The organism is Pseudomonas sp. Pseusp15 (assembly GCF_059492165.1).
In genome coordinates this window covers 3,849,418-3,862,285 of record NZ_CP168523.1, presented here as the reverse complement: position 1 = coordinate 3,862,285, position 12,868 = coordinate 3,849,418, and the positions used below count along the sequence as shown (strand labels likewise).

Below are 12,868 nucleotides of genomic sequence, written 5' to 3'. Positions count from 1 at the left end.
ATTGAGCTGCTGGAGCTGCTGGAGCGAAACTCTTCCTTTGCTGATCGAAATGTGGGGTTTTTTCGCGAAGCCTGTAGGAATTTTCATGTTGTTTGGTAGGCTTCATCTTCTGTTATGAGGATGAATGGATGCCTGCTGTCATTGCCGAAAATGATGTATCGAAGTGGTCCGATAAAACCGGGGCCCGGTATCACTTCCCAAAGCAGTACAGACCGGTGCTCTCCGAAGGAATGGAGGTGCTGTACTACAAAGGGAAAATGAAAAATAAGGCTTTTTCGGATCAGCGCCTGAGTGCGAACCCACACTATTTTGGTGTTGCTCGAGTAGGGAAGATATATGCGGACAAGGACAGCACAAAGGGTGATCTGTTTGCTGATATTGAGGATTTCAAGCCTTTTGAGTTTGCAGTCCCGAACAAAATTGATGGGGAATACCTTGAGCCAATTCCTCAAAAACTAAAAAACAATTATTGGCGCAGAAGTGCTCGGGAAATTGATCAAGCCGTATTTGACAGAATTTGCTCTCACGCGGTGCTGAAGACGCAACTGGATGACGGTTCTAGCCCAATCGATGGCGCGCAGGAGTTTGAGACTAGAGTTACCGGCATTGAAGGGAAAAAAGTCGCCTATTACGGCGTTAGATATGAGCGCAACCCAAAGCTTAGGCTGCAAGCAATCAAAATTCACGGGCTTCGATGTAACGCCTGTGAATTTGATTTTGAGAAGGCTTACGGCGAGCACGCGAAAGGCTTTATCCACGTACACCATGTGAAGCCCATTTCTGAATATGAAGAAGACCAGGTGGTAGATCCAGCAACCGACATGATTACACTCTGCGCAAATTGCCACGCGGTTGTTCATAAAAAGCCCAACCAGTTGCTGAGCGTTGAACAACTGAAAGGCATTCTCAGTGGGCGTTGGGTTTTCGACAACTTAACCTAAGGTAGCTGTGTGCTGTAAGAGGAGTGTTGCAGGGAAGTTTGAAGTGATTTGCTTGTCGGACGACTGAACACTTCGGCTTCTGATCACCCTAACTTGGGATATCGATACAATTGCCCGAGGGTTGAAAACCCTCGGGCAATACTTGGTAATCAAAGCTGTCTGCGAATTGCTAAAAATAGCTACGGATTTCGCTGGCATTCCTAAAAACACGGCGCCTAGCCCGTCGAATGCTTCTACGACTGAAACACCTGAACGACCCTCCGCCACCATGGTTTCGGCACATTCACCCGACTTTGAGTCTGATCATTTAACAGGTAAGGCATATCCCGTAACCGAATCCAACCTTCATTATGCCAATGCAGCAGACTCAACGACATTTCCGGCCAATCCAACAAGCTCAACATCGGCCGATCTGAATTTTCAGATTGCTCTGCATCGCGCAAGGCCGGCACCACCTGATGGGTCAACCACTCTCGTAGCAACCGATTCCCTGGAACGTAGTGATACACCAACAGCGCATACACGCCGGACTCGCTGAGCATCAACTGTTTTTCTGGTTGCCGGAAATACTCAATCCACAAAACGCGACGCTGATCATTATCCAGTTTGTTGACCATACGATTACTCAGATGGACACCCATCAAACGGCCAACATCGCGGGCGCAGAACCATGGTTGATTTTCAAGAAGAAGGGCATGGAGGTGAAGGTTGTGGCGGGTGAATATCGTCGGCCTAAAGGGATCACGCATGACCGATCGGTGTGGAGTTTCTGCAGGCATATCCATTACCTCTACGTATGAGTGGAAGAGGGCCGGAACCCGACGTAGAGGATCTAAGAATCCCAACAGGCTGTTTCTCCCCCTCACAGGATTACGCATATATCGCTGATATCAGCGCGCGTACTGTGGAAAAGAAGTTAGCTTCTACGTTGGGCGTTTCTTAGGCACCTGCTATAGAGCTTAGAGATGCTCTGAAACGACATCAATGCGGACGGTGCTGGAATTGTTGTAGGAGTTTTGGTAATGAGGGTCGAATCAGTGAGAATCTTCTTACCCAATAAAAAGGCCCCGATCAGATCGGGGCCTCTTGCAATTCGATTTTTCGATTTACATCATCAAATCACGGCGAGCTCGGAAATCAATCCCAGCTCAACGCCCCACCAGTCTGATACTCAATAACCCGAGTCTCAAAGAAATTCTTCTCTTTCTTCAAGTCCATGATCTCGCTCATCCAAGGGAACGGGTTAGTCGTCCCTGGATACTCTTCCTTCAACCCAATCTGCGACAACCGACGGTTAGCGATGAACTTCAGGTAATCCTCCATCATCGCCGCATTCATGCCGAGTACGCCGCGTGGCATGGTATCCCGAGCGTATTCGATCTCCAGCTGAGTACCTTGCAGAATCATCTGCGAAGCTTCTTCCTTCATCTCGGCATCCCACAAGTGCGGGTTTTCGATTTTGATCTGGTTGATCACGTCGATGCCGAAGTTCAGGTGCATGGATTCGTCGCGCAGGATGTATTGGAACTGCTCGGCGACGCCGGTCATTTTGTTGCGGCGGCCCATGGAGAGGATTTGGGTGAAGCCGCAGTAGAAGAAGATGCCTTCCAGAACGCAGTAGTAGGCGATCAGGTTGCGCAGCAGCTCTTTGTCGGTTTCGACGGTGCCGGTTTCGAACTTCGGATCGGAGATCGAACGGGTGTATTTCAGGCCCCAGGTGGCTTTTTTTGCGACCGATGGGATCTCGTGGTACATGTTGAAGATTTCGCCTTCATCCATGGCCAACGATTCGATGCAGTACTGGTAGGCGTGGGTGTGGATCGCCTCTTCGAAGGCCTGGCGCAGGATGTACTGGCGGCATTCCGGGTTGGTGATCAGGCGGTACACGGCCAGGACCAGGTTGTTGGCAACCAGGGAGTCGGCGGTGGAGAAGAAGCCGAGGTTGCGCATCACGATGCGGCGCTCGTCGTCGGTCAGGCCTTCCGGGTTTTTCCAGAGGGCGATGTCGGCGGTCATGTTGACTTCTTGCGGCATCCAGTGGTTTGCGCAGCCGTCCAGGTACTTCTGCCATGCCCAGTCGTATTTGAATGGCACGAGCTGGTTGAGGTCGGCGCGGCAGTTGATCATGCGCTTTTCATCGACAGCTACACGGGCAGAGGCGCCTTCCAGTTCGGCGAGGCCTTCGGCGACGTCGAGGGAATCCAGGGCAGCCTTGGCGCGGGCGATGGCGGCGGAGTCCGTCGCGGTCACGGCGCGGGCCTCTTGAGCGGCGGCACCACCGGCGCTGTCGAGGCGGTCCATGTTGGCTTCAGAAGCGTGGCCGGCATTGGCGCCTTTTACAGCGACTTCGCCGTCATCTTCTTTGTCGAATTCGTCCCAGCTCAGCATGACGTGTCGTCTCCTGCGTGAGGGCCAGTTGCCCGTGTGAAAACTGATAGGTTGGTTTTTCACACGGCCGGTTCTGGCCGCGTTGGATCTAAAGGAAATCGTTTGTTGCAGCAGTACAACGCAGGCAATAAACAGAATTTTGTACGGGTATTCCGAAGCCGCTGATGGGCGCAGAGAACGTGAACCGCTCTGCGTGGGCTTCAGACTGGCTTTTCACCCCTGTAAGGGAATATTGCAGGCCCGTTTAAGTCCGCATTATAAGGAAATTTTCGGCCCCGTGGTGCGGCGAAATAGCACCTGGAGGGCTCGGCGAGGGGCGTTTTCAGGTTGGAGCGAGGGTTTACAGGGCTTTGGCGGAGGAAGTTTTTTTTTCGCCTGTTTCGGCTGGTTTTTGACGGTGAGGCCGGGGTGTTTGCGTCGTTACGGGCAGCTGTGGCAGCGCAAGCCAGATGGGACGGGGCTTACAGAGCAATAGACGGGGTTTTGTGGACGAGATTGTGTGCAATTCTGAGCTGCAAAGGGGCTTGAAAAGCGTTGCTCAAAAAACAACCAAAAAACCCTGTTTTTCACTACATGTTGTGGTTTTGGTCGATTTTCAACCACTCCAGACACAACTAAGCCCGACCGAAGTCGGGCTGTGATGTCGCGCCCGGTTTCAGCTGAAACGAGCGGCACCCACGCGGTCAGTACCATCAGCGGCAACTTTGGCTGCACCGATGTGATCAGCGCCATCGGCGGCGACTTTGGCAGCACCCGTACGATCAAAACCGTCAGCCGCGAAAGAGGCGGAACCGGTGTGGTCGTATCCGTCAGAAGCGACAGCCGCGTCGTTGAAAGCAGCCGAGCCAGTGCGGTCGTAGCCATCGGCGGCGAAGGTGTTGGCGGCCAGGATGGAAAGGGTCAGGGCGAGGATCAGTTTGGTTTTCATGGTAGTGGCTCCAGGTTCATTGGCGTTGTGTGCCTTGGTGTGGAATTCATACTACGCCAGATAATTTGATTGAAAAGTGCAAATAAATGCTTAAAACAATCGTGTTTATCGATGCGAGGCTCGGCGCTTCATCTGGTCTCTAAAAAAGGATGGGTCGAGCCTCGGGAGATAAAAGTGGGGCGGATCAGCCGTTGGAGCAGCCGTTACCCATGACGCTGTAGCGCAGAATGTGTCGCTGGCCTTTGGAGTCGTCGTAGACCATTTTGGCCGGGACTACTTCGCAGACATTCGGGATTTCGCTCATCGAGACAACTTTGGCGATGTCCAGATGGGTGGAGTAGGTGTATTCCTCGACGACGGGTTGTTGTTTTGCGGCATCAGTCGGAGCCTCGTCTGCCATGGCGGTTGCGCACAGACTGCTGAGGGCCAGAACCAATAAAGCTTTCATTTAAAAGTTACCTTTCTGAGGTCGAATGGGGTCACGCAATCTTTTTAGGATTGCGTGTGGAGCTTTAGTAAAGAGTCTTGGATTAACTGCCTTCGTGGGGGCTGCAACTGGGTTAATCACTTTGCCGTGTTGGCGAGGCTGATTTTAGGCTTGGGGATGGCGGGCATATAGCTGTGCTTTTGATAAACACTTTTGGCAGATTTGGTAACAATCTCCGCGAAGATCAAAAGATCGCAGGCTTCGCCAGCTCCTGCGAGGCCCCGCAATAGCCGGGTTTGAGCGCTTCGTCGCGGTATAGCCACATTTTGTAGGGGCTTGTTACTACCATCGTCGAATGGTTCTATAGGCCCGCCCCGGCTACAACTGGGGCCATACAAAAACAACTATTCCACCGAGGTAAGAAAGATGAGTGCGGCTTCTTTGTATCCCGTTCGTCCCGAGGTAGCAGCCAATACGCTGACTGACGAGGCCACTTACAAGGCCATGTACCAGCAATCGGTCGTCAACCCGGACGGCTTCTGGCGCGAACAAGCCAAGCGCCTTGACTGGATCAAGCCTTTCACCACGGTGAAGCAGACGTCCTTCGACGATCACCATGTCGATATCAAATGGTTCGCTGACGGCACGCTGAACGTTTCCTACAACTGCCTCGACCGTCATCTGGCCGAGCGTGGCGATCAAGTCGCGATTATTTGGGAAGGGGATGACCCTGCCGAAAGCCGCAACATCACCTACCGCGAGCTGCACGAAGAAGTCTGCAAGTTCGCCAACGCCTTGCGCGGCCAGGATGTGCACCGTGGCGATGTGGTGACCATCTATATGCCGATGATCCCCGAAGCCGTGGTCGCCATGCTGGCCTGCACCCGGATCGGCGCGATTCACTCGGTGGTGTTCGGTGGTTTCTCGCCGGAAGCCCTGGCCGGTCGCATCATCGACTGCCGCTCGAAAGTGGTGATCACTGCAGACGAAGGCGTTCGTGCCGGCAAGAAGATCCCGCTCAAGGCTAACGTCGACGACGCGCTGACCAACCCGGAAACCAGCAGCATCCAGAAAGTCATTGTGTGCAAGCGCACCGGTGGCAACATCAAGTGGAACCAGCATCGCGACATCTGGTACGAAGACCTGATGAAAGTGGCGGGCAGTGTCTGCGCGCCGAAAGAGATGGGCGCCGAAGAGGCGCTGTTCATCCTTTATACCTCTGGCTCCACCGGCAAGCCGAAGGGCGTGCAGCACACCACCGGCGGTTACCTGCTGTATGCGGCGATGACCCACGAGCGCGTGTTCGACTACCGCCCGGGCGAAATTTACTGGTGCACCGCCGACGTTGGTTGGGTCACCGGCCACACTTATATCGTCTACGGCCCGCTGGCCAATGGCGCGACCACGGTGCTGTTCGAAGGCGTGCCGAACTATCCGGACATCACTCGGGTGGCGAAGGTTGTCGACAAGCACAAGGTCAACATCCTCTACACCGCGCCGACCGCGATCCGCGCGATGATGGCGTCGGGCACCGCCGCTGTTGAAGGCGCCGATGGCAGCAGCCTGCGTCTGTTGGGTTCGGTCGGTGAGCCGATTAACCCGGAAGCGTGGGATTGGTACTACAAGAATGTCGGCCAATCCCGTTGCCCGATCGTGGATACCTGGTGGCAGACCGAAACAGGCGGCAACATGATGAGCCCGCTGCCGGGCGCTCACGCGCTGAAACCTGGCTCGGCAGCACGGCCGTTCTTCGGCGTGGTGCCGGCGTTGGTGGACAACCTGGGCAACATCATCGAAGGCGTTGCCGAGGGCAACCTGGTGATCCTCGACTCGTGGCCAGGCCAGGCGCGTACGCTGTATGGCGACCATGACCGTTTCGTCGACACCTACTTCAAGACTTTCCGTGGCATGTACTTCACCGGTGACGGTGCGCGTCGTGATGCGGACGGTTACTACTGGATCACCGGTCGCGTGGATGACGTGCTCAACGTTTCCGGGCACCGCATGGGCACCGCCGAGATCGAAAGCGCGATGGTCGCTCACCCGAAAGTCGCCGAAGCGGCGGTGGTGGGTGTACCGCACGACATCAAGGGGCAGGGCATTTATGTCTACGTCACGTTGAATGCGGGTGAAGAGCCGAGCGAGCAACTGCGCCTGGAGCTGAAGAACTGGGTGCGTAAAGAGATTGGCCCGATTGCCTCGCCGGATGTCATTCAATGGGCGCCGGGCCTGCCGAAAACCCGTTCGGGCAAGATCATGCGCCGGATTCTGCGCAAGATTGCCACGGCGGAATACGACGGGTTGGGCGATATCTCCACCCTGGCCGATCCGGGTGTGGTGCAGCATTTGATTGATACGCACAAGACGATGAATGTTGCGTAAGTGGCATTCGGAGTCATCGAAGCCCTGCCAGGTGTTGAGCCTGGTGGGGCTTTTTCGTACTGATCTTCAACCAATAATTATCGGCTTCCCCCGTAGGCCCTTTCCCACTGTTACCCATCACCTTTCAAGTAACTGAATGTGTAACCGCCTGCCCGATAACGAGGCATTGGGAAACGCAAAGCCCCGTTTCAGGGCTTCTCAATCGTCATGAAAAATAAGACACAACGCTACGCTTGCCGGATTAGAAGGGTTTGCCAATAATAGGCCCGCAATTTGCAACATAGATCGGTTCACTGTCTTTTGCTCTTGCATGAAATTGCAGAGCTGTCAACGTGCCCAAGCGGCATTCTCGGTGCTTCTGTAATTTGTTGTCGCATTGAAGAAATATCGGCTTCGGGCCTGTCGTTAGAATGCCAATCACTCGCTCGTCGTTGCCTGCGTTGAAATCAGCGCACGGTTCCTAGGACGCAGCACCGCTTTTTGGTTTAACCATTCGCATATTGGGCTGTCGCTCACTCTGCCGTTTTTGCCCTTTACCGATGGAGTCCCAAGATGAAGAAACTCGTGCTGCTTGGCGCCCTGGCACTGTCCGTGCTGTCCCTGCCGACATTCGCCGATGAAAAACCTCTGAAAATCGGTATCGAAGCGGCTTACCCTCCGTTCGCCTCCAAAGCACCGGACGGCAGCATCGTGGGTTTCGACTACGACATCGGCAACGCCCTGTGCGAAGAGATGAAGGTCAAGTGCCAGTGGGTCGAGCAAGAGTTCGACGGCCTGATCCCGGCACTCAAGGTGCGCAAGATCGACGCGATCCTGTCGTCCATGTCGATCACTGAAGACCGCAAGAAGTCCGTGGACTTCACCAACAAGTACTACAACACCCCGGCTCGCCTGGTCATGAAAGCCGGCACCCAGGTCAGCGAAAACCTGACTGAGCTGAAGGGCAAGAACATCGGCGTGCAACGTGGTTCGATCCACGAGCGTTTCGCCCGCGAAGTCCTGGCCCCGCTGGGTGCCGAGATCAAGCCTTACGGTTCGCAGAACGAAATCTACCTCGACGTGGCCGCTGGCCGCCTCGACGGCACCGTGGCAGACGCTACCCTGCTGGATGACGGCTTCCTGAAAACCGACGCCGGCAAGGGCTTCGCCTTCGTTGGCCCTGCCTTCACCGACGTCAAATACTTCGGCGACGGCGTAGGGATCGCGGTTCGCAAGGGCGACGCGCTGAAAGACAAGATCAACACCGCGATCGCGGCCATTCGCGCGAACGGCAAGTACAAGCAAATCCAGGACAAATACTTCGCCTTCGATATCTACGGCAAGTAATCGTCCCCGCAACAAGTCCGAAATGGCGCAAGCAACAGGATCTCTGAGGTTTGCGCCATTTTTTCATCCCAACTTTCGAGGACCTGAATCATGTTGAAAGGCTACGGGGCTGTCATCCTCGATGGCGCATGGCTGACGCTTCAGCTCGCCTTGTCGTCCATGGCCCTGGCCATCGTCCTGGGGCTGATCGGCGTTGCGCTGCGTCTGTCGCCGGTGCGCTGGCTGGCCTGGCTGGGCGATCTGTATTCCACGGTGATCCGCGGTATTCCCGATCTGGTGCTGATCCTGCTGATTTTCTACGGCGGCCAGGACCTGCTCAACCGCGTTGCGCCGATGCTCGGCTATGACGACTACATCGACCTGAACCCGTTGGCCGCCGGTATCGGCACCCTGGGCTTCATCTTCGGTGCGTACCTGTCGGAAACCTTCCGTGGTGCGTTCATGGCGATCCCCAAAGGTCAGGCAGAAGCCGGTATGGCGTACGGCATGAGCAGTTTTCAGGTGTTCTTCCGGGTGTTGGTGCCGCAGATGATTCGCCTGGCGATTCCGGGCTTCACCAACAACTGGCTGGTACTGACCAAGGCCACCGCGCTGATTTCGGTGGTGGGTCTGCAAGACATGATGTTCAAGGCCAAGCAGGCGGCAGACGCTACCCGCGAGCCTTTCACCTTCTTCCTCGCGGTGGCGGCGATGTACCTGGTGATCACCAGCGTCTCGTTGCTGGCATTGCGTCATCTTGAGAAGCGCTACTCGGTAGGCGTAAGGGCGGCTGAGCTATGATCTTCGACTACAACGTCATTTGGGATGCTTTGCCGCTGTACTTCGGCGGACTGGTGACCACCCTCAAACTGCTCGCGCTGTCGCTGTTCTTCGGTTTGCTGGCGGCGCTGCCGCTGGGGCTGATGCGCGTCTCCAAGCAGCCGCTGGTCAACATGAGTGCCTGGCTGTTCACCTACGTGATCCGCGGCACGCCGATGCTGGTGCAGCTGTTCTTGATCTACTACGGTCTGGCGCAATTCGAAACCGTGCGTGAAAGCTTCCTCTGGCCATGGCTGTCCAGTGCCTCGTTCTGTGCGTGCCTGGCCTTCGCGATCAACACCAGCGCCTACACCGCCGAAATCATCGCTGGCAGCCTGCGCGCCACGCCGAACGGCGAGATCGAAGCGGCCAAGGCCATGGGCATGTCGCGAATCAAGATGTACAAGCGGATCCTGCTGCCATCGGCCCTGCGCCGGGCGCTGCCGCAGTACAGCAACGAAGTGATCATGATGCTGCAGACCACCAGTCTGGCGTCGATCGTGACCCTGATCGACATCACCGGTGCCGCGCGCACGGTCAACGCTCAGTTCTACTTGCCGTTCGAAGCCTACATCACCGCCGGCGCGTTCTACCTGTGCCTGACGTTCATTCTGGTGCGCCTGTTCAAAATGGCCGAACACCGCTGGCTGGGCTATCTGGCCCCGCGGAAGCATTGATATGGAACGTATCGATCATGCTTTGCCGTGGAGCCACCTGGGCAGTGAACGCCGGATCTCGGTGTTCCGCTTCGGCGCTGGCGAGCGCAAGGCCTATATCCAGGCCAGCCTGCACGCCGATGAACTGCCGGGGATGCGCACGGCCTGGGAGCTGAAAAAACGCCTGACCGAACTTGAAGCTCAAGGCTTGCTCAACGGTGTGATCGAACTGGTGCCGGTGGCCAATCCATTGGGCCTGGGTCAATTGCTGCAAGGCAATCATCAGGGGCGTTTCGAAGCGGGCAGTGGCAAGAACTTCAACCGGGATTTCGTCGAACTCAGCGCGCCGGTGGCCGCCGAACTCGATGGGCATCTGGGTGATGATCCGCATGCCAATATTCGACTGATCCGTCAGGCCATGAGCGATCACCTGGCAGCTTTGCCTGAGGCGAGCAGCCAGTTGCAAGGCATGCAGCGCATCTTGCTCAGCCATGCCTGCACCGCTGACGTGGTGCTGGATCTGCATTGCGATTGCGAAGCGGCGCTGCACATGTACGCCTTGCCGCAACACTGGTCGCACTGGCGTTCACTGGCTGCGCACTTGAACGTCAAGGTCGGTCTGCTGGCGGAAGATTCCGGCGGCAGTTCCTTTGACGAAGCGTGCTCGCTGCCGTGGCTGCGTTTGTCGCGTCTGTTCCCGGATGCGCAGATTCCACTGGCCTGCCTGGCGACGACCATCGAACTGGGTGGTCAGGCCGATACCGGTCGCGCTGAGGCAGAAGCTCACGCCGAAGGCATTCTGGCGTTCCTCGCCGAGCAAGGCTTGATCGGCGGTGAATGGCCCAAGCCTGCGCAAGACGCGTGCGAAGGCATGCCGTTCGAAGGCACCGAATTACTGTTCGCGCCGCATCCTGGCGTGCTGAGTTTTCTGCGTAAACCCGGTGAATGGGTTGAAGCGGGCGACGAGATTTTTGAAGTGATCGATCCGCTGGCGGATCGGGTCAGCACGGTGTGTGCTGGTACGTCCGGGGTGCTGTTTGCCATTGAACGGCTGCGTTACGCCCAACCCGGTTTCTGGCTGGCCAAGGTGGCGGGGCGCGAAGCGCTGCGTCACGGGCGCTTGCTCAACGACTGACTGACTGTTTTTGTGAGAACCGACCGCATGTACAAACTTGAAGTCCAAGACCTGCATAAACGCTATGGCAGTCACGAAGTGCTCAAGGGCGTGTCCCTGAAAGCGGCGGCTGGCGATGTGATCAGCATCATCGGCTCCAGTGGCTCCGGCAAAAGTACTTTCCTGCGTTGCATCAACCTGCTCGAGCAGCCGCACGCGGGCAAGATCCTGCTCAACAACGAAGAGTTGAAACTGGTTGCCAACAAGGACGGCGCGCTGAAAGCCGCCGACCCGAAACAGCTGCAACGCATGCGTTCGCGCCTGTCGATGGTGTTCCAGCATTTCAATCTGTGGTCGCACATGACCGCGCTGGAAAACATCATGGAAGCGCCGGTGCATGTGCTCGGTGTGTCCAAGGCCGAAGCCCGCGAGAAAGCCGAGCACTACCTGAACAAGGTCGGTGTGGCCCATCGCAAGGACGCCTACCCAGGGCACATGTCCGGTGGCGAGCAGCAACGTGTGGCGATTGCCCGTGCGCTGGCGATGGAACCCGAAGTGATGCTGTTCGACGAACCGACCTCGGCCCTCGACCCGGAGTTGGTGGGTGACGTGCTGAAAGTCATGCAGGCCCTGGCACAGGAAGGCCGGACCATGGTGGTGGTGACGCACGAAATGGGCTTTGCCCGTGAAGTGTCGAACCAGCTGGTGTTCCTGCACAAAGGCGTCGTCGAAGAAAGCGGCAACCCGCGCGAAGTGCTGGTCAATCCGCAGTCGGAACGCTTGCAACAATTCCTCTCGGGCAGCCTCAAGTAATCGCTCCCGTTACGCACCAAATTAGGTCATGCTGCGCACCGCGCGCCAGATGGTCTAATTTGGTTGCAGCCGCCTTTGGCTTTAACACTGTTTTCGTTTCGGATTGCCCGCCATGACTGCCCATCGAATTGGTTTCCTGATTTGGCCCAGCACTAAAGCTCTGACGCTTGCGCTGGCTGAGGAGGCCTTGCGTGTTGCCCAGCGTGTGCACCCGGACGTTGTTTACGAATTGTCGTTTTTGCAGGCCGAACCGCCGACCGACGGCGCCTGGCAATTGCCCGGTGAGCCATGGGCCGGCAAGCTCGAAAACTTTCAGAAACTGTTCCTGCTCGCCGACGAACCACCGACTTCTCTCGCGCCGCCGCTCAGCAGTGCGCTGAAACAACTGGTGCGCGCCGGTTGTGTGATCGGTGGTTTGTCCGCCGGTGTTTACCCATTGGCGCAATTGGGTTTGCTCGACGGTTATCGCGCTGCCGTGCATTGGCGCTGGCAGGACGATTTCGCTGAGCGTTTCCCGAAGGTGATTGCCACCAGTCACCTGTTCGACTGGGATCGTGACCGCTTGACCGCGTGCGGCGGCATGTCGGTGCTCGACCTGTTGCTGGCGGTGCTGGCCCGCGATCACGGCGCCGAACTGGCCGGTGCGGTGTCGGAAGAACTGGTGGTCGAACGCATTCGCGAGGGCGGCGAGCGCCAGCGTATTCCTTTGCAGAACCGCTTGGGTTCCAGTCATCCGAAGCTCACCCAGGCGGTGTTGCTGATGGAAGCCAACATCGAAGAGCCGCTGACCACCGACGAAATCGCCCAGCATGTGTGCGTATCGCGTCGGCAGCTGGAGCGGATCTTCAAGCAGTACCTCAACCGTGTGCCGAGCCAGTACTACCTGGAACTGCGCCTGAACAAGGCCCGGCAGATGTTGATGCAAACCAGCAAGTCGATCATTCAGATCGGCCTGTCGTGTGGCTTCTCTTCGGGGCCGCATTTCTCCAGTGCCTATCGCAACTTCTTCGGTGCTACGCCGCGGGAGGATCGCAACCAGCGGCGCAGCAGCAGCCCGTTCGAGTTGTCGTCGGTGCCGTCGGAGCGCGGTTGATC

Annotated in this window: 12 protein-coding genes; 8 read left to right on the top strand and 4 right to left on the bottom strand. The window is 56.7% G+C overall.

Annotation, left to right across the window (positions count from 1 at the left end):
- Positions 1-128: 128 nt before the first annotated feature.
- Positions 129-941 (top strand): HNH endonuclease, encoded by an 813-nt coding sequence (locus ACEN8R_RS17510; protein ID WP_018926402.1) that lies wholly within the window; start codon positions 129-131, stop codon positions 939-941.
- A gap of 233 nt (positions 942-1,174) precedes the next feature.
- On the opposite strand, the gene ACEN8R_RS17505 is transcribed toward ACEN8R_RS17510, so the two are convergent.
- The 4 genes from ACEN8R_RS17505 to ACEN8R_RS17490 all read right to left on the bottom strand — a co-directional run bounded on the left by ACEN8R_RS17505 (position 1,175) and on the right by ACEN8R_RS17490 (position 4,705).
- Entirely contained in the window at positions 1,175-1,690 is a 516-nt protein-coding gene (locus ACEN8R_RS17505; RefSeq protein WP_026286447.1) for a BRO-N domain-containing protein, read from the bottom strand.
- Between the two features lie 388 nt (positions 1,691-2,078).
- On the bottom strand, positions 2,079-3,329 hold the full coding sequence (locus ACEN8R_RS17500) for a ribonucleotide-diphosphate reductase subunit beta (protein ID WP_007934889.1): 1,251 nt from the start codon (positions 3,327-3,329) through the stop codon (positions 2,079-2,081).
- Positions 3,330-3,984: 655 nt separating this feature from the next.
- Complete coding sequence (locus ACEN8R_RS17495) at positions 3,985-4,257, bottom strand: hypothetical protein (protein ID WP_018926399.1); 273 nt, start codon at positions 4,255-4,257, stop codon at positions 3,985-3,987.
- Positions 4,258-4,441: 184 nt separating this feature from the next.
- Positions 4,442-4,705: a DUF2790 domain-containing protein gene (locus tag ACEN8R_RS17490; RefSeq protein ID WP_018926398.1), complete on the bottom strand. Its 264-nt coding sequence runs from the start codon at positions 4,703-4,705 to the stop codon at positions 4,442-4,444.
- A gap of 405 nt (positions 4,706-5,110) precedes the next feature.
- On the opposite strand from ACEN8R_RS17490, the gene acs reads away from it, so the two are divergent.
- The 7 genes from acs to ACEN8R_RS17455 all read left to right on the top strand — a co-directional run bounded on the left by acs (position 5,111) and on the right by ACEN8R_RS17455 (position 12,866).
- Positions 5,111-7,066 carry an acetate--CoA ligase gene (gene acs, locus ACEN8R_RS17485; RefSeq protein WP_018926397.1) on the top strand — a complete coding sequence of 652 codons (1,956 nt, stop codon included), beginning with the start codon at positions 5,111-5,113 and terminating at the stop codon, positions 7,064-7,066.
- Between the two features lie 552 nt (positions 7,067-7,618).
- A complete protein-coding gene (locus tag ACEN8R_RS17480; RefSeq protein WP_018926396.1) occupies positions 7,619-8,392 on the top strand; it encodes an ABC transporter substrate-binding protein in 774 nt (257 codons plus the stop codon).
- Positions 8,393-8,482: 90 nt separating this feature from the next.
- Entirely contained in the window at positions 8,483-9,172 is a 690-nt protein-coding gene (locus ACEN8R_RS17475) for an ABC transporter permease (protein WP_007934894.1), read from the top strand.
- Positions 9,169-9,867 (top strand): ABC transporter permease, encoded by a 699-nt coding sequence (locus tag ACEN8R_RS17470; RefSeq protein ID WP_018926395.1) that lies wholly within the window; start codon positions 9,169-9,171, stop codon positions 9,865-9,867. The genes ACEN8R_RS17475 and ACEN8R_RS17470 overlap by 4 nt, the downstream gene beginning before the upstream one ends.
- 1 nt (position 9,868) lies before the next feature.
- The gene (locus ACEN8R_RS17465; protein WP_018926394.1) at positions 9,869-10,981 is read left to right on the top strand and encodes a succinylglutamate desuccinylase/aspartoacylase family protein; all 1,113 of its coding nucleotides are present in this window, start codon (positions 9,869-9,871) and stop codon (positions 10,979-10,981) included.
- A 27-nt stretch (positions 10,982-11,008) separates the two neighbouring features.
- Complete coding sequence (locus ACEN8R_RS17460; RefSeq protein ID WP_007971015.1) at positions 11,009-11,773, top strand: ABC transporter ATP-binding protein; 765 nt, start codon at positions 11,009-11,011, stop codon at positions 11,771-11,773.
- A gap of 112 nt (positions 11,774-11,885) precedes the next feature.
- On the top strand, positions 11,886-12,866 hold the full coding sequence (locus ACEN8R_RS17455; protein WP_007934898.1) for a GlxA family transcriptional regulator: 981 nt from the start codon (positions 11,886-11,888) through the stop codon (positions 12,864-12,866).
- Positions 12,867-12,868 lie beyond the last annotated feature (2 nt).